The sequence below is a fragment of the Streptomyces yangpuensis genome, assembly GCF_024666385.1.
GTDB classification, from domain to species: domain Bacteria; phylum Actinomycetota; class Actinomycetes; order Streptomycetales; family Streptomycetaceae; genus Streptomyces; species Streptomyces yangpuensis.
In genome coordinates, this window is sequence record NZ_CP102514.1 from 6,361,928 (window position 1) to 6,382,519 (window position 20,592).

At 73.7% G+C, this 20,592-nt stretch carries 15 protein-coding genes; 6 read left to right on the forward strand and 9 right to left on the reverse strand.

Features of this window, described 5'->3' with window-relative positions; all coding sequences use genetic code 11:
- Positions 1-36 precede the first annotated feature (36 nt).
- Complete coding sequence (locus NRK68_RS28880; protein ID WP_183063957.1) at positions 37-1,254, reverse strand: cytochrome P450, cyclodipeptide synthase-associated; 1,218 nt, start codon at positions 1,252-1,254, stop codon at positions 37-39.
- 123 nt (positions 1,255-1,377) lie between these two features.
- On the opposite strand from NRK68_RS28880, the gene NRK68_RS28885 reads away from it, so the two are divergent.
- Positions 1,378-1,950, forward strand: a complete 573-nt coding sequence (locus NRK68_RS28885) for a GNAT family N-acetyltransferase (RefSeq protein ID WP_257857175.1) — start codon at positions 1,378-1,380, stop codon at positions 1,948-1,950.
- A gap of 50 nt (positions 1,951-2,000) precedes the next feature.
- Here the strand turns inward: NRK68_RS28885 and NRK68_RS28890 are convergent, their stop codons facing one another.
- A complete protein-coding gene (locus tag NRK68_RS28890; protein WP_183063959.1) occupies positions 2,001-2,798 on the reverse strand; it encodes an IclR family transcriptional regulator in 798 nt (265 codons plus the stop codon).
- Between the two features lie 400 nt (positions 2,799-3,198).
- Between NRK68_RS28890 and NRK68_RS28895 the strand changes: the two genes are divergently transcribed.
- The gene (locus NRK68_RS28895) at positions 3,199-4,611 is read left to right on the forward strand and encodes a phenylacetate--CoA ligase family protein (protein WP_183063960.1); all 1,413 of its coding nucleotides are present in this window, start codon (positions 3,199-3,201) and stop codon (positions 4,609-4,611) included.
- Positions 4,608-5,519, forward strand: coding sequence for a hypothetical protein (locus NRK68_RS28900; protein WP_183063961.1), 912 nt, complete (start codon positions 4,608-4,610; stop codon positions 5,517-5,519). Before NRK68_RS28895 ends, NRK68_RS28900 begins: the two co-directional genes overlap by 4 nt.
- Before the next feature lie 25 nt (positions 5,520-5,544).
- Here the strand turns inward: NRK68_RS28900 and NRK68_RS28905 are convergent, their stop codons facing one another.
- The 5 genes from NRK68_RS28905 to NRK68_RS28925 form a co-directional block, all read right to left on the reverse strand.
- Positions 5,545-6,657 carry a substrate-binding domain-containing protein gene (locus tag NRK68_RS28905; protein ID WP_257857176.1) on the reverse strand — a complete coding sequence of 371 codons (1,113 nt, stop codon included), beginning with the start codon at positions 6,655-6,657 and terminating at the stop codon, positions 5,545-5,547.
- A gap of 52 nt (positions 6,658-6,709) precedes the next feature.
- Entirely contained in the window at positions 6,710-7,732 is a 1,023-nt protein-coding gene (locus NRK68_RS28910) for an ABC transporter permease (RefSeq protein ID WP_257857177.1), read from the reverse strand.
- A complete protein-coding gene (locus tag NRK68_RS28915; protein WP_257857178.1) occupies positions 7,729-9,339 on the reverse strand; it encodes a sugar ABC transporter ATP-binding protein in 1,611 nt (536 codons plus the stop codon). The genes NRK68_RS28910 and NRK68_RS28915 overlap by 4 nt, the downstream gene beginning before the upstream one ends.
- A 93-nt stretch (positions 9,340-9,432) precedes the next feature.
- Positions 9,433-12,213 (reverse strand): SpoIIE family protein phosphatase, encoded by a 2,781-nt coding sequence (locus NRK68_RS28920; protein ID WP_257857179.1) that lies wholly within the window; start codon positions 12,211-12,213, stop codon positions 9,433-9,435.
- Between the two features lie 148 nt (positions 12,214-12,361).
- The gene (locus NRK68_RS28925; protein ID WP_257857947.1) at positions 12,362-13,267 is read right to left on the reverse strand and encodes a cyclase family protein; all 906 of its coding nucleotides are present in this window, start codon (positions 13,265-13,267) and stop codon (positions 12,362-12,364) included.
- Positions 13,268-13,639: 372 nt separating this feature from the next.
- Between NRK68_RS28925 and NRK68_RS28930 the strand changes: the two genes are divergently transcribed.
- The 3 genes from NRK68_RS28930 (at position 13,640) to NRK68_RS28940 (ending at position 18,130) form a co-directional block, all read left to right on the forward strand.
- The gene (locus NRK68_RS28930; protein ID WP_183063967.1) at positions 13,640-14,833 is read left to right on the forward strand and encodes a PP2C family protein-serine/threonine phosphatase; all 1,194 of its coding nucleotides are present in this window, start codon (positions 13,640-13,642) and stop codon (positions 14,831-14,833) included.
- Positions 14,830-16,557 carry a phospholipase D family protein gene (locus NRK68_RS36810; protein ID WP_308296325.1) on the forward strand — a complete coding sequence of 576 codons (1,728 nt, stop codon included), beginning with the start codon at positions 14,830-14,832 and terminating at the stop codon, positions 16,555-16,557. The genes NRK68_RS28930 and NRK68_RS36810 overlap by 4 nt, the downstream gene beginning before the upstream one ends.
- A gap of 127 nt (positions 16,558-16,684) precedes the next feature.
- Positions 16,685-18,130: a glyceraldehyde-3-phosphate dehydrogenase gene (locus NRK68_RS28940; RefSeq protein WP_046776499.1), complete on the forward strand. Its 1,446-nt coding sequence runs from the start codon at positions 16,685-16,687 to the stop codon at positions 18,128-18,130.
- A 121-nt stretch (positions 18,131-18,251) separates the two neighbouring features.
- On the opposite strand, the gene NRK68_RS28945 is transcribed toward NRK68_RS28940, so the two are convergent.
- Positions 18,252-19,445 (reverse strand): MFS transporter, encoded by a 1,194-nt coding sequence (locus NRK68_RS28945; RefSeq protein ID WP_257857180.1) that lies wholly within the window; start codon positions 19,443-19,445, stop codon positions 18,252-18,254.
- A 42-nt stretch (positions 19,446-19,487) separates the two neighbouring features.
- Positions 19,488-20,504, reverse strand: coding sequence for an NUDIX hydrolase (locus NRK68_RS36815; RefSeq protein ID WP_308296326.1), 1,017 nt, complete (start codon positions 20,502-20,504; stop codon positions 19,488-19,490).
- Positions 20,505-20,592 lie beyond the last annotated feature (88 nt).

Genomic DNA, 20,592 nt, shown 5'->3' on the forward strand with positions numbered 1-20,592 from the left:
CGTGCAAGAGGGGCGCCGGCCGCGGCAGGTTCCCTTTCAGGGGACGGGAGTGAAGTCCAGCGACAGGGAGACCGGGCCCCGCGTGTACAGGCCGGTCTCCCGGTAGCGGAAGCCGGGGCTGTAGCGGACCTTGTCCAGCAGGGGCAGGAGCATCGCGGCGACGGTCTCGATCTCGGCTCGTGCGAAGGCCGCGCCGACGCACTGGTGGAGCCCGGTCCCGAACGCCATGTGCTGGGCGGCCGCGGTGAAGGAACGGGCCGTGCCCAGGTCGGTGCGGTGGATGTCGAAGGTGTCCGGGGCGCCGAACGCGGCCGGATCGCGGTTGGCCGCACCGATCATGCAGAAGACGGTGGCGCCGGCGGGGAGGGTGGTGCCCGCGATCACGGTGCTCTCCTCCGCCCGGCGGGGGACGAGCTGGACGGGCGGGGTGAAGCGCAGGGTCTCGGCGATCGCGGCGCCCAGCAGGTCCGGGTCCCGGCGGACCTGCGCCAGCTGCTCGGGGTGGTCGATGAGATGCTTGAACAGCAGCGCGATCGTCTTGTCCGCGGGCTCGGCGGCGGCGATGAGCACGTTGAGGATCAGCGCGGTGACATCGCGGTCGCTCATGCCGACGCCTTCGAACTCGGCGGTGCACAGCGTCGATATCAGGTCCTCGCCGGGGCGGCTGCGCCGTTCCCGGATGACGGGGACGAGGTAGGCCTCCAACTGCTCGGCGCAGTTCAGGCAGTGCCGGCGGCGCTCGGGGGTGAGGGCCAGGCTGGTGACGAACTCGGCGACCCCGCCGTACCAGTCGGCCACCCGCCGCCAGTCCGATCTGTCGAGGCCGAGCACGTCCAGGGCCGCATGGACGGCGAACGGCCTGCCGAAGTCGTTGACCAGGTCCATCCGGCCCCGGCGGAGGAACGGGGCCATGAGGTCGGCGGCGTTGGCGCGGATGGCGCGCATCTGCTGCTGGAGGGCCGCTCCGGTGAACCCGCGTACGACGATCTTCCGTTTGGCGGTGTGTTCGGCTCCGCTCATCTGGGCGAGGACCCGGCCGCGCATCACCGGCTCGGCGCGCTCCTGGAACACCTCGGTGGTGAACGCCTCGTGGTCGGTCAGGATCCGTTTCACGTCCTGGTACCGGGAGACGAAGTAGCTGTCGATCGCCGGCTCGTGGTGTACCGGAGCCCGCTCCCTGAGCGGGGCGAAGAAGCGGTGGGGAGCGGCGGCGAATGCATCGGACAGCACGCTGAAGGGAAGGGACACGGGCATGTCGGAACCTCTCGAAAAGCGCGCTTCGCGCGGAAGTTCGAGGGATACTACCGACGTCGAACAAGTCGTCGGCCGGCGTTCCCGCCGGGCGGGGGCCGCCGTCACCCGTGGCACTGTGGTCCCATGACCATGGAAGTCCGCCCCGCGTCGGTCTTCGAGGACGTCCCTACCCTGCTCGGTCCGAAGTCCCCCGACGCGAACGTCTGCTGGTGCCTCAGCTACCGCATCCCTTCGAAACTCAACCATGAGCTGCGTGGTCCGGCCCGGGGCGAGTACGTCGCCGGGCTGTGCCGCGGCGGCACCCCTCCGGGAGTCGTCGCCTACGAGGACGGCGAGCCCGTAGGCTGGGCCGCCGTCGCTCCGCGCGCGGACACCTCCTTCGCCCGCAGCCGCACGATCCCGCACGTCGACGAGCTGCCGGTCTGGTCGCTGTGGTGCATCCGGGTACGCCCGGGCCACCGGAAGAAGGGTGTCTCGCACGCCCTCATCGCCGGTGCGGTCGACTTCGCCCGCGACCACGGCGCACCCGCGATCGAGGCGTATCCCCTCGACAACGGCGACGCGCGGGTCGACCAGACGATGGCGTACGCGGGCCTGCGCGAGAACTTCGAACGCGCCGGCTTCGTGCACGCCGCCGACACCACCTCGGTCCTGGCCGGTCACCCCCGGGTCCTGATGCGCCTCGACCTGCGCTGAACCGGTGTGCCGGTGGGGGACGGCCTCCGCCTCCCCCACCGGCCGGCGTGCTAATGCCCCCGGGCCATCACGGCGTGCGGGGGCCGGTCGGCCGCGGTCCGGGCGTGCTCCCACTCGCGGCGGGGCCGGGCGGCGGGAGCCGGCAGCCTGCTCAGGTTGGCGCTCACCATCGACGCCGTACGGACCACCGCCTCACCCAGCACCGCGATCTGCCTGCCGTCCAGCGCGGTGGCCGCCACGGCCGCGACCACGTGCCCCGCCTCCGAATACACCGGCGCCGCCACGCACGACAGCGCACTCACGCACTGCCCGTACTGGAAGGCCATGCCCTGCTCCCTGGCCCGCGCCGCCTCCCGCGACCACGCGGCCCGCGACCAGCCCCGCGGCGGTCCCGCCTCCGGAGTGGACGCCGTGAGAATCAGCTCCGCCGCGTTCCCGGGCGGCAGGACCACACCGGGATGCAGCGAGAAGACGTCGTCCACTTCGCTGCGCGAACTCCCGACCACGACGGCGTGCCCCGCCTCGGGCACCGACAGGCTCACGCCCAACCTGTTGCCCGCGGAGGCGAGTTCCCGCATGGGCCGGGCCGACGCGGCCCGCAGCGCCCGCGCCGGATGCCACGCCTGCCCCAGCCGGAACGTCCTCGGGCCCAGCCGGTAGCGGCCCGCGGAGCTCTGTACGGCGCCCAGCGCGACCAGTTGCCCGAGCAGCCGGTGCGCCGTCGCCTTCGGCAGCTCGGCGTCCGCAGCGAGCCTGGTCAGGCCCACCTCGTCGCCGTGCGCGAGCACTTCCATGAGGGCGAACGCACCCTCCAGTACACCCCGCCCCTCAGTGCCGGATCTGGCCATGAGCGGTCCCCCTTCCGTAACGCACCCCATCGGTCGGATGGTGTCCGTAACTCCCCGTTCGTCCCGGCTCATCTGCGAGAACGGTGGTGACGCCCTCCGCTTCCGCCGGTCCGTTGAACGGACCCGATCATTGCCCGGGGCACCGCGATCGCGCCAGGGTGTTGTCACCCAGGGATGCGCGGACCGGCCCCTCGCCGGGCACGGAACACGCGTCCACCAGGAGCGACACAAGGAGGATCCGATGAGCGCGATCAAGACCAGCGCCAAGCAGTTCAAGTACGTCATGGGCGCCATGACGGCCGTCTTCTTCGGTTCTTGCTCTGCCAGCTGACGCAGATTCGGGGGGTGGGGGCGGCGCGTCGCCCCCACCCCCTTTTCTTTCCCCCGAGAGGAGGCACGCGTGCTGGAGACCGGTGTCCGGCAGGTCCGGGTGGCGATGGCCATGGTGTTCGGCCGGAAACTGAACGTACGGGCCGTGGAGCGGCTGGTCGCCGACGCCCTCGCCACGCTGGAGGAGTTCGGCTCGCTCGGCGACGACGTCGACGAACTGGCCGACGGACCGTTCGCCGACCCGGACGAGCGGCGCGACCTGCAGAACCGCGCGCTCCAGCGGACCGTGCGCAGACTCGCCCGGCTCTCGCCCTTCTACCGGGAGCGGCTCGCCGGCATCGACCTCGACGGGCTGACCACCGAGACGCTCACCCGGATCCCGGTGACCCGCAAGGCCGACCTGATCGAGCGCCCCGCCGACTTCCTGTGCAGCGCCCCCTACCTCGCGACCCAGACGACCGGCACCACCGGCCGCCCCGTGCAGATGTGGCTCTCCCGCTACGAGATGGAACTCTGGCCCGCCCTGATCGCCCTGTCCGTGGTGCTGCGCGGCGACATCCGCCCCGGCGACCGGATGCAGATCAACCTCAGCTCCCGGGCGACGGCCGCCGTACAGGAGGACGTCGAGGTCTGCCGGCTCGTGGGCGCCTCCTGCCACGTGGTCGGCCAGATCCCGCCCGAGGAGTCCGTCGAGCACCTCCTCGGCAGCAACGGCACCCGCCCCACCCTGCTCACCGGCAACCCCAGCTACCTGGCCCGGATGCTCACCGCGGCCCGCCGGCGCGGCTACGGACCGGACGACTTCGGCCTCCGGTCGATCTACGCCGGCGGCGAGATCGTGTCCCCGGCCCTGGTGCGGGCCCTGCGCGAGACCTTCGGCGCCGAGACCGTCGGCGACAACTTCGGCATGACCGAACTGCTGCCGGTCGGTGGCCGCACCTGCAGCAAGCACCACCTCCACATCGACCCCAACATGGGCTACACCGAGGTCCTCGACCTGGACACGGGCGAGCCCGTCGCCCCCGGACAGCTCGGCGAACTGACCGTCACGCCGTACTACCCCTACCGGGAGTGCATGCCGGTCCTGCGGTACAACACCGGCGACGTGGTTCGCACCCTGGACGGCGAACCGGACTGCGAACTGGCCGCCGTGCCCGCCGTCTCGCAGATCCTCGGCAAAGCGGGCACCCTGCTGCGCACCGCCGGTTCGGTCGTCACCCCCCGCGACATCGTGGAGGCCCTCGACGGCACCCCGGGCATGCCATGGCCGCTGCGCCACAAGGCGGAGACCGGCCCCGACGGCCGCCTCCACGTGGAGGTCGCCTCGCGGACCGCGACCACGGCCGAGGTGACCGGGCGGCTCCTGGACCGGGGCATCGACGCGTGCGTCACCGTCCTGCCGCTCGACGAAGAGGAGGCCGCGCGCCGCTTCCCCCTCCGCTGCGACCTGTTGGAGCACACCTTCACCCGGAGCCAGGCATGAGCGTCTTCTTCCAGCTCGCGGTCACCGCGGCCCTCGCGCTGGCGGTCGTCGTCGGCACCATCGCGTACTTCCGGGCCGTCCGCACCGCCCGGCCGCCCGTCGGCGTCTTCAACGGCCGTGACATCTTCATGATGATGGGCTTCGTGCTCGCGCTGCCGTACGTCTACCTCGCGCTGCCGGGCGCCGTCCTTCCGGTCGTGCTCGCCCTGGTCTTCGCCGGTGGACTGTCCGTCGGCTACCAGCCCCTCATCGCGAACGGCCGGCTGCGCTGGGCGCTGATCACCGCGCTGATCGCGAGTGTCCTCGTCACGCACCTGGCCTTCGGTGAGACCGCGCCGCCGTACTGGGTGGCGAACAGCTGCGTCGTCGGCCTGGTCGTGGTCTCCGCCACCAACCTCAACGTCCAGGGCGGCATGCGGCTGAAGAACGTGGCGTGGTTCCTGCTCGCGCTCGCCGCCTACGACGCCTTCTTCGCCTGGGTCGTCCCGCTGACCCAGGAACTCGCCGACGCGGTCCAGGGCTATCCGTACGCACCGGCCGCGGGCCTGCGCATCGGCGAGGACCTCGGCGCCGTCGTCGGCATGGGCGACCTGCTGGCCTACGCCCTCTTCACCACCACCGCCTACAAGGCGTACGGGAAGCCCGGGCTGCGGACCGGGATCGCGCTGGTGGTGCTCTTCGGGGCGGCGGCGCCCGTGGCCGCCCTGCACCTGATCGCGGCCGCCACCGGGGACGCCCCCGGCATCATCCCCGCCCAGGTCTTCTTCGGCCCGGCCGCCTTCGTCGCCTACCAGGTCCTGCGCCGCCGCGGGCCGGAGCGCCGGATGGCCGACATCGTCTTCCGCCGGGACCGGGAGCAGGCGCCGCGGCAGAGCCCGGTGCGCGCCGAGGCCCGCCCGGTGGCCTGAGCCGGCCGGCCCGCGGGGGAGAGCGTCAACCGCGTCGCCAGATCCTCTCGTACGCCTCCTGGTAGCCCCGGGGGTCCCACGAGGTGGCCCCGCCGCTGTTGTCGGCGGTGACGATGTGCACGGGGGCGACGTAGCCGCTGGCGGGACGGCCGGCGAAGGCCCGGTTGAACTCGTCGGCGATCTGCCAGCCCTGCTGCGCCAGAGGCTCGGGGACGGTGGCGGCCTGGTACTGCCTGCTGTTGATGCGCTGGAAGGCGGACGGATCGCCGTCGCCGGCACCGACGTTGGCGGGCGGCCCGCCGCCGGGCTTCCCGGCGGCGCGCAGGGCCGGGGCGGCATCGGCGAAGTAGAGGTCGTTGATGGCGACCGAGTGGGTCCACTTCTTCCCGAAGCGGGACAGGAGGGAGGAGACCTCCTGCGGGGTGCGCCGGCTCGCGTCCGGGATCGGGATGTTCGCGTACGCCAGGAGCTGAACGCCGGGGCAGTCGGCGAGCCGCCGCTCGATCAGGTCGGCCTTCGTCCGGGCGAAGGGGATCGAGTCGTCGGTGAAGAGGACGACGCCGGCCCCGCCGTCGGACCGGGCGATGACCCAGTCCGCGCTGATCCTCGCCACGTCCTGCACCTTCGTGGTGATGTTGGTGAAGAGCGGCGGGTTCGTGCTCGGGCCGGGGGCGTCGACCGCGTGCCAGCCGATGAGCGGGATGCCGGCGGCCCGGGCCCGCGCCACCTGCTGCGACGTCAGGCGGGGATCGAACCCGCCGATGACGATGCCCGAGGGCCTGAGGGTGACGGCCTGGCTCAGTGCCGCCTGGATCCCGGCGGGGCTGCCCTCCCCGTCGATCACCCGGACCTCCCAGCCGATGGCCTTCGCGGCCCGCTGCAGTCCCTGGGCGACTCCCGCGACGCCCGGATTGGTCATGGTCTGCGCGACGTAGACGATGCTCTTGCCGGGCACCGCGGCCGGGCCGGTCGTGGGCCCGGTCCACGCGCTGTCGGTGCTCTCGGCCTTCGTCACCGCCTCCCGCGCCGCCTGCAGGACGGCCGGGCAGCCGGCCGCCGACTGCCCGGTGGTGCCCGCCCCGCCGCCGCATCCGGCGACGGCCGCCGTGAGCAGGGCTGCGGCCGCGAGAAGGGTCATGCGGTGGGGGTACACGGTGCTCCTGACGGTCTGTGCGCGGCGAGGTGGTTTTTCAGGGTGCGTCCTGCCGGCCGTGCCGGGCCCGCTCGGCCCCTGGGGCCGTGAGGGCGCCTGTGCGCAGCCGTCGGCGGGCGGAGTAGCCGGCCAGGCCGACCGCGATCAGCAGGGTGGCGCCGTTGAACAGCGGGGTCGCCCAGAACTGTGCGCCGAGCTGGCCGATCCCGGCGAGTCCCACGGCGAGGACGGCCACGGCGACGAGCGTGCCCAGGGCGTTGGCCCGGCCCGGTTTGATCGCGGTGGAACCGAGCAGCGCGCCGACGAAGGCGGGCAGCAGGTACTCCAGGCCGACGCTCGGGTTGCCGATCTGCTGCTGCGCCGCGAGCAGGACCCCGGCGCAACCGACGATCAGGCCCGACGCGGCGAAGGCGACGACGGAGATGCGGTGCGTGGGGATGCCGAGGACCGAGGCGGCCCGGGGGTTGGAGCCGATGACGTACAGGTACCGGCCGAGCGGCAGCCGTTCCAGCAGCACCCAGAGGGCGGCGCCGAGGGCCAGCACGTAGAAGGCGGGGAGCGGCAGCCCGAGGAAGGTGGAGTCGTACAGGGCGGTGAAGGCGGGCGGGAGCCCCTCGGGGCCCGGCACGATGCGGCCCCCGTCGGTGATCCAGCCGGTGGCGGCGTACATCATGCTGCCGGTGCCGAGCGTGGCGATGAGGGAGTCGATCCGCGCGAACTCGACGATGATCCCGTTGGCGATGCCGGCCAGCCCCCCTCCGACGACGACCGTGAGACAGGCGAGCTGCCAGGGCCAGTGCTCGTCGACGATCAGGTGCAGCACCATGACGTGGGCCAGCCCCAGGCCGTAGCCGATGGACAGGTCGAACCGGCCGGCCGCGATGGGGACCGTGACGCCGAGGGCGAGGATGGCGGGGATCGACTGGTTGGACAGGATCGAGGAGATGTTGTCCATCGTCGGGAAGGTGTCCGGCAGGACGAGGGAGAAGACCAGGAAGAGCAGGACCGTCAGGGTCAGCAGGCCGTAGGTGCCGACGAAGTGGGCGCGGCGGCGGATCACCGGCCCATACCGTTTCCGGTGATCGCGGGGAGCGCCGAGGCGGTGCGCGTGAGCTCGGTGACGTTCAGGTGCGCGCCCGCCAGCTCGGCCGTCACGCTCCCGCGGCCGAAGACGAGCGCACGGTGGCAGAGGTCGGCGACCTCCTCGAAGTCGGTGGAGATGAGGAGGACCGCGAGGCCCGCCCCGGCCGCGGCGTCGAGGATGCGGTGGATCGCCGCCTTGGCCCCGACGTCCACGCTGGCGGTCGGCTCCTCCAGGATCAGCAGGCGCAGGTTCCCGCGCAGCCACCGGCCGACGACCACCTTCTGCTGGTTGCCGCCGGACAGGGTAGCGATGGGCAGCTCGCTGTCGCGGGGGTGCACCGAGAACCGTTCGATCAGGGCGCGGGCCTCGGCGCGTTCGCGCCGCGGACCGGTCCAGCGCCACCAGGGCACGCCGGCCGCGCGCGGGTTGGCCAGGAAGTTCTCCCGGACGGTCAGATCGGCGGCGCAGCCCTCCTCCTGACGGTTGCCGGCCACGAAACCGACGCCGGAGCGGAGGGCCTCGGCGACCGTGTGCGGCCGGTACGGGCGGCCGTCGAGCAGCGCCCGGCCGCCGAGGAGCGGCAGCGCGCCGGCGAGGGCCCGGCCCAGGTGCATGTGGCCGGCGCCGGTCAGGCCCACCATGCCGAGGATCTCGCCCTCGCGCAGGTCGAGGGCGACGGGCCCGGTGCGGGCGGTCGACACGCCGTCGAGGCGCAGGACGGACGGGCGGCCCTCCGCGGACGGGGCCGCGGTGGGGGACCCGGTCGCGGCCGTGGCGCTGTCCGGGGAGCCGTCCGCGGGCGTCGGGGGTCTGCGGCGGGCCGGTTCGTGCCCCACGATGTCGCGCACCAGGCGGGCGGGGGAGTAGGGGGCGAGGGGGCCGTGGCTGACGAGGCGGCCGTCGCGCAGGACGGCGAAGGTGTCGGCGACCTCGTAGACCTCGTCGAGCCGGTGGCTGACGTAGAGGATGCCGTGCCCGCGGTCGCGCAGGGTGTGCAGCACGTCGAAGAGCCGGGCGCAGTCGGCGGCGGGAAGGGTGGCGGTCGGCTCGTCGAGGACGAAGAGCCGGGCCTGTTTCGCCAGGGCGCGGGCGATGGCGACGAGGGACCGCTCGGCGGGGGCGAGGTCGGCGATCCGGGCGTCGGCGTCGAGGTGCCCGGCGACGATCCGCAGGGCCCCGTCGCAGCGCTCGCGGGTCCGCCGCCACGAGATCAGGCCGCGGCGCAGGGGGTAGCCGGTGCCCAGGGCGATGTTCTCGGCGACCGTCATCCACTCGACGAGACCGAGGTCCTGGTGGATGAAGGACATGTGGCGGGAGGCGGCCTCGGAGGGGACCGGATGCCCGGCCACCGTCACCTCGCCCGCGTCGGGGTGGTGGACCCCGGCGAGCACTTTGATCAGCGTGGATTTGCCGGCCCCGTTGGGCCCGAGGAGGGCGAGGACGCTGCCGCCGTGGATGTCGAGATGGACCGAGTCCAGGGCGACGGTGCCGCCGAACCGCTTGCCGAGACCTCGTACCCGGACGAGGGGCTCCCCGCCGGAGGGCGGGGGCGGGCTCGTCGAGGTGACGGGAGTGTCATGCACGGACGTCTCCGGGGCCGCCTGGGGGAGGTCTTGCTGCGATGCGGAACAGTCAGGATGCTACTTGGAGCTATCGGTATATGTCCGACATTGCCGTCATGCCGCGTCCAGGGCGCACTCGGCCCAGATGACCTTGCCGTGGGGGGTGTACCGGGCGCCCCAGGCCTGCGAGAGCTGCGCGACCAGGAACAGGCCGCGTCCGCCCTCGTCCGTCGAGGCGGCCCGCCGCAGGTGCGGAGCGGTGCTGCTGCCGTCGGAGACCTCGCAGATCAGGGACGACCGGTCGTGGATCAGGCGCACCTGGATGGGCTCGCTGCCGTAGCGGACCGCGTTCGTGACCAGCTCGCTGAGCATCAGCTCGGCGGCGAAGGAGAGTTCCTCCAGCCCCCACTCGGCGAGCCGGCGCGTCGCGGCGCTGCGGATGTCGGCGACGAGGGAGGGGTCCGGGGGCAGGTCCCAGGTGGCGATCCGGTCCGCGGGCACGGTACGGGTGCGGGCGACGAGCAGCGCGATGTCGTCGCCGGGGTGTTCGGGCGCCACGGCCTCGATGACGGCCCGGCAGGTGTCCTCCGGCCTCCGGTCCGGGTGGGCGAGTGCGTCGCGCAGCTGGTCGAGCGCCACGTCGATGTCGCGGTGGCGGTCGGCGACGAGACCGTCGGTGTAGAGGACCAGCGTGCTGTGCTCCGGGAGCCGGATCTCGGCGGTCTCGAAGGGCAGGCCGCCCAGGCCCAGGGGCGGTCCGGGGGGCAGGTCGGGGAAGGTCACGCGGCCGTCGGGATCGACCAGTGCGGGCGGAGGGTGGCCGGCGCGGGCCATCGTGCACACCTGCGAGGTGGGGTCGTAGACGGCGTACAGGCAGGTGGCGCCGACGATGCCGTTGCTGCCGGTGGCGCTCGCGTCCTCCTCCTCCCGGTCCAGACGTACCAGGAGGTTGTCCAGATGGGTGAGCAGCTCGTCCGGGGCCAGCTCCAGCTCGGCGAAGTTGCGGGCGGCGATGCGCAGCCGGCCCATGGTCGCGGCGGCGTGCAGCCCGTGTCCGACGACGTCTCCCACCAGCAGGGCGACGCGGGTGCCGGACAGGGGGATGACGTCGAACCAGTCGCCGCCCACCCCGGACTCCGCGGGCAGGTAGTGGTGGGCGACCTCCACGGCGCCCTGCTCGGGCAGACCGCGCGGCAGCAGGCTGCGCTGCAGGGCCAGGGCGAGGGTGTGCTCGCGGGTGTAGCGGCGGGCGTTGTCGATGCAGAGGGCGGCGCGGGCCGCGAGTTCCTGGGCCAGCCGGGTGTCGTCGTCCCCGAAGGGGGCGGGGTCCTGTGAGCGGTAGAAGGTGGCGATGCCGAGCAGCACGCCGCGGGCCAGCAGCGGGACGCAGATCATGGAGTGCACGTCGTGCGCGAGGATCCCCCGGGCGTGGTCGAGGCCCGGGACCATCCAGGCCGGAGTGGTGGCCTGGAGGTCGGTCTCCAGTACGGCGGGCTCGCCCTCCAGGCAGCGCATGTGCGGGGTGCCCGGGTCCAGCCGCACCTGGTGGCCGACCGGGTAGAAGGGGCAGTCGTCGCGGATGCCGTGGACCACCGTGCGGCGCAGGTCGGCCTGCGGGTCGGCGGACTCCTCACCGCGCAGCACGGCTCCGGGCAGGTCGACCGTGACGTAGTCGGCCAGGCGCGGCACGGCGGTCTCGGCGAGTTCCCAGGCGGTGCGGCTGACGTCCAGGGTGGTGCCGATCCGGGTGCTGGCCTCGGCCAGCAGCTCCAGGCGGCGGCGCGCGGCGACGGCGTACTTGCCCACCTCGGGCTCGCCCACCAGCACCAGGCCCCGGACCGCGCCGGGGGCGTCGGCCGCACGGTGCGCGGCGCTGTCGGCGAGGTGCCAGGGCAGCGATTCGGCGTGTTCCGTGGCGGCGAGCGAGAGCGCGCCGAGGGCGGAGGCGGTGTGCTTCGAGGCGGCGAGGTGGTGCGCCGGCGGGGACTCCCCGGTGAGCACCGCCTCGACGACGACGCCCTCCACCCCCGAAAGGCTCGTGACCGGGCTGCTCAGGAGGGTGACCCCCCGCCCGTGGGAGAGGGACACCTCCACCGCGGCCCGCTGCGGGGAGCAGATGAGTTCGGTGGCCCTGGCCTTGAGGATCATCTGGTCCTGCCGGTCCAGCCCGCCGTCGGTGAGCTCGTCCAGTCCGATCAGCTGCCCGTCGTCGCCGGTCTCCCCGCCGCGGGCGCGGTGCCGGGCGTCGAGGTAGGTCCGCAGCAGGGCGCGCTCGCGCGCCGAACTCTGCTCCATGATCCGCCGCTCGATGGACTCCGCCGCCCGGCGGACCAGGACGGGCAGGGACGGGTCCTCGTAGCCGCGCGGATACCCGAAGCAGAGGACGCCGACGATGTGGCCGCTGAACTGGTCGCGGATGGGGATGGCGGAGCATGCGTTGGCCTGTGACCGCTCGGCGAAGTGCTCGGCGCCGTAGACCTGGCACAGCCGCCGCTCGGCGAGCGCGAGCCCGATGCCGTTGGTGCCCGCGTAGCGCTCGGCGAAGACGAATCCGGGGACGCTCTGGATGGGCGGCAGCCGGCCGGCCAGGGCCGGTTCCCCGAAGCGGCGCTGGAGCACGGTGCCGTTCCCGTCGGCGAGCGAGATGTTCATCTGGCTGCCCGAGAACCGCGTCTGGAGCTGGTCGAGGACCGGGGCGGCCGCCCGGACGAGCCGGCTGTCGGGGTCAAAGTCGTCCGTGTAGGGGAGGTCCGTCTGCTCCGGTGAGAGCCCCAGCATCCTGCTGCGCATCCACGAGTTCAGGATGGGACCGCGGACGCTGCCCTCCACCGATTCGCCCAGCAGGAAACGCTCACGGGAGCGTACGGGGCTGATCTGGCCTCCCGTGACCCCCATCTGCACCACTTCCCCTTGCCGTGCTGCCTGTGAGCGCCTTCCGAGTATATTCCTCCGCTTTTAAATCAATATGACCGAAAGGGGTCGTTCTTGCAGTGTTGCCCGTGCGTCACAGGACCGCATCACAGGACCGCAGCACAGGACCGCATCACAGGATCGCGACCGGATTGACCGGGGAGCCCGTGCCGCCGGGCACCCTGAGCGGCGACACGACGACCATGAATTCGTACCGCCGTGCCGCGGCGCACGCGGCGGACAGCGCCTCCAGGTCCAGGTTGTCCAGCAGCGGCACCCCCATGGCGGCGACGGCCAGCGCGTGGACGGGCGAGTGCACGCCCTCGACCGGCGAGGGGCGTACGTCGCTGTCCCCGTCCCCGCCGAGCAGCGCGATCGCGCGCCCGGCGAGCAGCGGTACGGCGTCCACGTGGAGGCCGGCCCCGGCCGCGTCGGCGTCCCAGGGCCCGAGCTCCCGCCGCCGCCGGAACCGGCCGGAGCGCAGCAGCACCGCGCAGCCCTCGTCGATCGTCACCCCGAGGGCCCGTTCCGCGGCGGCGACGTCCGTTGCGCGGACCGCGTGGCCGGGCTCCAGCCAGTCGGTCCCGAGGACGGCCGGCAGGTCGAGGAGCACGCCCTTGGTGACCAGGGGGCCGAGGGCCTCCACCGAACCGAAGCGGGCGCCCCCGGCGTCGACGTACTCCCGGGCCGGGCGGCCGTCGTAGAGCCGGCCCCGGTAGGCCACGTGGGACAGCGCGTCGAGGTGGCTCACGGCCTTGCCGTGGTAGTCGGCGGCGATGAAGTCCTTGTGCGTGGTGGGCTCGGGCGCCTCCACGTCACCGAGGTCGGTCATGTGGTGCAGGGCCGGTCTGCTGTTGTCCGGACCGGCACGGGTGTTCCACGGCAGGCCGAGCTGGACCGTCGTACCGGACCGCACCAGGGCGGCGGCCCGCCGCACATGGTCCGTGGTGACCCGGTTCCAGGCGCCGCGGTCGGCCGGGGACCAACGCCCCCACGTGCTGACCGAGGCGAAGACGGAGTCGAACTCGGCACGCGACACCGCGGGCCCGCTCCCGGCCGCCTCCGTCCCCGTATCCGTATCCGTATCCGTATCCGTCTCCGCCGTGGTGCCGGGGACGGGCCGGGCGGCCGGGTCGTCCGCGGGGCCGCCGCTCACCTGGTGCTCACCTGTCGCTCCTCCACGGCTCGTACGGCTGCGGCGCTCCCCGGTCCGGGACCCGGCCCCGGTGTGCGCACGCAAGCACATGCCCGCGGCCCCGCGGCCCTACGCCGGGAACGCCGCAAGGTCGGCCGTACGGAGGTGCGACCGGCCGACCTTGGCCGGCGGGCAGCGGCCACCGGAGAGCGGCCTCCGAGGCCCCCGAACGGCGGCGAGTGGCGGTGACGAGCCCTGACGGCGCAGGCTGTAAGCATGCGGGCGCCCAGCCGCCCCTCTTCCCGACCGGGAGGCGGCGGCCACCACCAGGTCCTTTTCGTCCTCGCGGAGTGTGTGCCCTTCGCGATCGCGCTCCTGGTGCTTGCCATCGAGTTCACGCCCGCACACGTCCTGTACACCGGGCCCCTCCTGGTGGCCACGCCGGCGCTGGCCGCGGTGACCATGGGCCCCAAGGGCACCATCGCGGCGGCGGGCCTGGCCGTGGCGGTGAGCGTGGCCACCGCCACGTACAACCAGGCGTGGGGCAACCAGCAGGTCTACAGCAACTTCCTCGCCCTCTTCCTGGTGTCGGTGGCCAGCGTGACGACCAGCCGCATGGCCCGTGCGCGCAGCGCGAGCGAGCTGAACCAGGTCCGCCGGATCGCCTCGGCGGCGCAGAAGGTCCTGCTGCGGCCCGTGCCCGAACGGCTGGGCCCGCTCCGCGCGGCCAGCCTGTACCTGGCGGCCGAGAAGGGCGCCCAGATCGGCGGGGACCTCTACGAGGCCATGGAGACCCGGTACGGGATCCGGATGATCGTGGGGGACGTCCGCGGCAAGGGGCTGCCCGCCGTCCGCACGGCCGCGGCGGTGCTGGGGGCCTTCCGGGAGGCCGTCTACTACGAGGACGACCTGGTGGACGTCGTCCGGCACTGCGAGGCGGCCATGCGCCGGGACGCCGCGGTGCCCGGCGCGGTCGACGAGGAGGCGCTCGTGGAGGGCTTCGTCACCGCGGTGGTGGCCCAGGTGCCGGACGGTCACGTGGTCGAGGTGGTCAACCGCGGCCACCCGCCGCCGCTGCTGCTGCGCGACGGGAAGGTCCAGGCCCTGATGCCCGGCTCCCCGCTGCCGCCGCTCGGCCTCGGGGAGTTCATCGCGGGCCCGCCCGGCAGGCGCGAGCGCTACCCCTTCCTGCCGGGCGACCGCCTGCTGCTGCACACCGACGGCGTCAACGAGGCCCGCGACCGCGGCAACACCTTCTTCGACCTGCCGGAGGCCATGGAGGACATGGAGGACCGGGAGGCCAAGCGCGCCGTGGAAGCGGCGGCGGCGACCATGCCGGACCGCGGGCCCCGGGAGTTCCTCGACCGGCTGTGCCGGGCCCTGGTCCGCCACACCGAGGGCCGGCTGGCGGACGACGTGGCGATGATCCTCGTCGAACGGCTCGACGACGCGGGAGGGCCGGTCCGATGACTCGCGTGCGATGGCTCCTGGTGCGCGGCGAACGCGGCAACCCGGCGACCCGCCTGGACGACCGGCGCCCGGACGGCGCCGCCTGGTCCTGGGGCAACGAGGCACGGCCGCTGGTCCACGGCGCCTCGTACTTCGCCGAGCTCCTCGCGGGCGTCGAGGCGATGCGCGAGGGCGACCTGCTCCTGTTCACCGACTGGCGCGGCGACCCCGACGAGCGGCTCGACGGGCCCGGCACCGAGATCGGCACGGTCCTGTGCCGGGCGGCCGGACGCGGCGTCATGGTCAAGGGCCTGCTGTGGCGCTCCCACCTGGACGGCCTCCGCTTCAGCCTGGAGGAGAACCTCCGCTTCGGCCAGGAGCTCGCCCGGGCCGGCGGCGAGTGCCTGCTCGACATGCGGGTCCGGCCCGGCGGCTCCCACCACCAGAAGCTGGTGGTGCTGCGCCACCGCGACCGCCCCGAGCGGGACGTCGCGTACGTCGGCGGCATCGACCTCTGCCACAACCGCAACGACGACGCCCGGCACCGCGGCGACCGCCAGTCGCTGCCCATGGCCGCCGCCTACGGGCCGCATCCGCCGTGGCACGACGTCCAGCTCGCCCTGCGCGGACCGGTCGTCGGCGACGTCGAGGCCGTCTTCCGCGAACGCTGGGAGGACCCGGCGCCGCTCAGCCGCAGCCCCCTCACCCGGCTGCGGGAGCACCTGCACCGGGAGGACATCAGCGCGGACCCGCTGCCGCCGCAGACCCCCGACCCGGAACCCTGCGGCACCCACACCGTCCAGCTGCTGCGGACCTACCCGAACCGGCTGCTGCTCGGCTACCCCTTCGCCCCGGACGGCGAGCGCAGCATCGCCCGCGGCTACCTCAAGGCGCTGCGGCGGGCCCGGGCGCTGATCTACCTGGAGGACCAGTACCTGTGGTCGCCCCGGGTCGTGGCCGGATTCGCCGAGGCGCTGCGCCGGCAGCCGGGGCTGCGGATGATCGGCGTCGTCCCCACCTTCCCCGACCAGGACGGCGGGCTCACCCTGCCGATGAACCTGATCGGGCGGATCAACGCGCTGGCCGAGCTGCGCCGCGCCGGCGGGGACCGGGTCGCGGTGTACGGCCTGGAGAACCATGCCGGAACCCCCGTCTACGTCCACGCCAAGGTGTGCGTGATCGACGACGTGTGGGCCTCCGTCGGCTCCGACAACATCAACCTCCGCTCGTGGACCCACGACTCCGAACTCGGCTGCGCCGTCCACGACGAGAGCAGGGACTTGCGGGACCCGCTCGACCCGGGCGGCCTGGGCGACGGCGCCCGCGTGTTCGCCCGCGACCTGCGCCTGGAGCTCATGCACGAGCACCTGGACCTCGCCGATGCCGATGCGGATGCCGATGCGGACCCGGACCCGTACGCGGACCCGGATGCGGACCCGGACGCCGACCCCGCCCCGGACGCCGCCCCGGACGCCGACGCCGACGCCGGTTCGCGGTCCGCGCGGGAGGCCGCGTCCGCGCTCTGCGACCCCGCGGCGGCCTTCCGGGCCTTCGAGGAGGCCGCCGCGGCGCTCGACGCCTGGTACGAGGGCGGCCGCCGCGGCCCGCGCCCGCCCGGCCGGCTGCGCCGCTACCTCCCCCCGGACATCCCCACCGGGCAGCGGCTGCCGGCCCGGCTGCTGCACCGCGTCCTGGTCGACCCCGACGGCCGCCCGATGGGGCTGAGGTTGCGCAGGAGGTTCTGAACGGAGCCGCATACCGGCGCTGACCGGGGCAAACCCGGGCGGCGCGCGGTGTGACGGGTACCCCTTAAGCGGCCAATGAGTCGTGGGGTTAGCATATGAGCGCCGCCTAGCTCGAAAGATAAAGCCTGTGACTGTCAACGAGGACTCGTTCACCAACTGGAACCACCGCGAGGAGATCGCGGAGGCGATGATCCCGATCATCGGGAAGCTGCACCGGGAGCGGGACGTCAACATCCTGCTCCACAGCCGCTCCCTGGTGAACAAATCGGTGGTCAGCATCCTCAAGACCCACCGCTTCGCCCGGCAGATCGACGGCGAGGAGCTGTCGGTCACCGAGACCATGCCGTTCCTGCAGGCGCTCACCGCGCTGGACCTCGGTCCCTCCCAGATCGACCTCGGCATGCTCGCCGCCACCTACAAGGCCGACGACCGCGGCCTGTCGGTGGACGAGTTCACCGCCCAGGCCGTCTCCGGCGCCACGGGCGAGAACAAGCTGGAGCGCAGCGAGGGCCGCGACGTCGTCCTGTACGGCTTCGGCCGCATCGGCCGCCTGGTCGCCCGTCTGCTCATCGAGAAGGCCGGTTCCGGCAAGGGCCTGCGCCTGCGGGCCATCGTCGTCCGCGGCGGCGGCGACCAGGATCTGGTCAAGCGCGCCTCGCTGCTGCGCCGCGACTCGATCCACGGCCAGTTCCAGGGCACGATCACCGTGGACGAGGCCAACAGCACCATCGTCGCCAACGGCAACGCGATCAAGGTGATCTACGCCAACGACCCCTCCGAGGTCGACTACACGGCGTACGGCATCAAGGACGCCATCCTCATCGACAACACGGGCAAGTGGCGCGACCGCGAGGGCCTGTCCAAGCACCTGCGCCCCGGCATCGACAAGGTCGTCCTGACCGCCCCGGGCAAGGGCGACGTCCCGAACATCGTCCACGGCGTCAACCACGACACCGTCAAGCCGGACGAGCGGATCCTGTCCTGCGCGTCCTGCACCACCAACGCGATCGTCCCGCCGCTGAAGGCCATGGACGACGAGTACGGTGTGCTGCGCGGCCACGTCGAGACCGTCCACTCGTTCACGAACGACCAGAACCTGCTGGACAACTACCACAAGGCCGACCGCCGCGGCCGCTCCGCGCCGCTGAACATGGTCATCACCGAGACCGGCGCCGCCTCCGCCGTCGCCAAGGCGCTGCCCGACCTCAAGGCGCCCATCACCGGCAGCTCGATCCGCGTCCCCGTCCCGGACGTCTCGATCGCCATCCTCAGCCTGCGTCTGGGCCGCGAGACCACCCGCGAGGAGGTCCTCGACCACCTGCGTGACGTCTCGCTGAACTCGCCGCTGAAGCGCCAGATCGACTTCACCACCGCGCCCGACGCCGTCTCCATGGACTTCGTCGGCTCGCGCCACGCATCCATCGTCGACGCCGGCGCGACCAAGGTCGACGGCGACAACGCGATCCTCTACCTCTGGTACGACAACGAGTTCGGCTACTCGTGCCAGGTCATCCGCGTGGTCCAGCACGTCTCCGGCGTGGAGTACCCGACCTACCCGGCCCCGGCGGTCTGATCCCGCCCGGACCCCTGCCGACGCCGCCGCCCCGCCGCTCCGCGCCGCGGGGCGGCGGTGTTCCCGCCCCCGCCCCGGCCCCCGCATCCGCCCCCGCCCCCGTCACCGCCCGTACCCGCGGTCACGCGTCGGCGGGCACCGGCCGCCGCAGCAGGTACACGGCGGCGGCACCGACCAGGGCGGCCATGCACGTGATGAACGCCAGCCCGGCGCCCTCCAGGCCGATCGGGTCCACGAGCAGCCCCACGCCGATCACCGGTACGGAGATGCCCGCGTAGGCCACGACGAACAGCGTCGAGATCACAGCCGCGCGCCGGTCCGGCGGCGAGGCCGCGGCCACCGCCGACAGGGCCCCGCGGAACGCCAGCCCCTGCCCGACCCCGCCGACCAGTGCGCTCGCCACCACCAGCGCCAGCAGGTCCCACACCAGGGCGCCCGCGAGCAGCGCCAGCCCGGCGAGCAGCCCCGCGCAGCCCAGCGGCAGCGACCGCCGCACCCCGACCCGGCCGACCGCCAGCTGCCCGGCGGTCGAGGCGAAGAACGCCAGCGCGACCACCAGCCCGCTGACGGCGTGGTCGTGCACATCGAGGGACTGCGCGAGGAAGGCCGGGCTGACCGAGGTGAACACCCCGAACAGCGCGAAGCCGACGAACGCGGCGATCGCCGCGGGCCCGAACACCGGCCGCACCGGCGGGGGTACACCCGGCCGCTGCGGCCGCACCGTGCCCAGCGGCCGCCGCTCGCGCACCGTCTCGTCCAGCCCCAGCAGGACGGCGGCCGACACGGCCACCAGGAACAGGTGCACCACGAACGGCAGGTACAGCGGCCAGGGGGCGTACTGCGCGAGCACCCCGGCCAGCAGCGGGCCGCAGCCCAGCCCGCCCATGTTGGCGGCCGTCGCCACGAACGTGGCCCGCGAGGCCCCGCCGGCCGGCGCCAGTTCCATGACGTAGACCGTCGCCGCCCCGGTGAACAGCCCGGCGGACAGCCCCGACAGCAGCCGTCCCGCGTACAGCCAGCCCAGCGCGGTGGCGCCCAGGAAGCAGACGGCGCTGGCCGCGGAGAATCCCAGGCCCGCCAGCAGCACCGGCCGCCGGCCGACGGCGTCCGAGGCGTTGCCCGCCAGCAGGAGCACGCCGATGACCCCGAAGGCGTACACGGCGTACACGACGGTCACCACGAGTTCGGAGAACCCGAACTTCTCCTGGTACAGGGGGTAGAGCGGGGTCGGCAGGGTGGTGCCGGCCATGCACACGGCGAACACCGCCCCGGCGAGCAAGCACTGGCGCCACCCGCGGCGGCGATCACCGTCCATGCCGCCGACGGTAACCCGGGCACGGGGGCTCCGCAGAGCGGGTCAGGGGCGGCCCTCGTGGAGTTCCAGCGGGCCGGTGCCGCGGGCCCGGGCCGCGAGGCAGGCGGTGATCTGGCGCCGCAGGGCACCCTTGACCAGGGTGCGGAGCTCCTCGCGCGGGACGGTCCGCCACTGCAGGAGCTCGGTCGGGTTCAGCCGGATGCGGGCCAGTGCGGGGCCGTCGAGGACGCCGCCGTCGTAGAGGAAACGGATCCGGGCCGGACGGCCCGGCTTGTGCGACCAGTTCACGGCGAGCAGACGGCCCGGGGCCAGGTCGAGGCCGAGCTCCTCACGGACCTCCCGCCGGGCGGCGGCGCGCGGGATCTCGCCGAGATCGCTGTCGATGCCGCCGCCCGGCAGGTTCCAGCGGTCCGTGCGGCCGTACGCGGGCTGCACCAGCAGGATCCGGCCGTCGGTGGCGGTGAACAGCACGCTCGCCGCGGTCAGGGCCTTCGGCCGGCTGGCCCGGTGGCTGGCGGCGTCGAGTCCGCCCGCGTGCTCCAGGGCCGCGCGCCGCGCCGGATCCAGGCCGGCCGGGGAGCCCGGCTGGGGCACGCCGTCGGCCAGATGGGCGAAGGAGCCGGTGTGCAGCGCGGCCAGCGCGGCCCGCAGCCGGGGCGCGACCCGGGCCGGCAGGACCGCGCAGGCCTCCTCCGGCCCCAGCCAGTGCGCCGCGGCGGTCGCGCGGCCGGTGCGGGAGACCGCCGCGGCCTCCTGCGGCGGGAGCGGCCCGACGAGGTGGACGTGCACGATCAGCGAGCGGCCGAGCGGTCCGGGCGGCCGCGAGTCCACCGCCAGCAGCCGGCCGACCGGCGCGCCCAGCGCCAGTTCCCCCCGCAGCTCGCGCGCCAGCGCCTGCTCCGGCGTCTCGGTCTCCTCGACCGCGCCGCCCGGCAGCTGCGGGTCCGCCCCGTCCGAGCCGGTCAGTACGAGGACCTGCCCGCTGGTGTCGAGGACGATCCCGGTGGCGGCCACGAGCGGCGCCGGCCGGGCTGCGTCGGGGGAGGGACGGTCGGGCACGGCGCGCTCCTGGGACTCGGGTCGTCGGCAAGCACTATGCCCCTTTCGCCGGCCGGTCCCCACCGCCGACATGCGCTTCCCCCGCCCT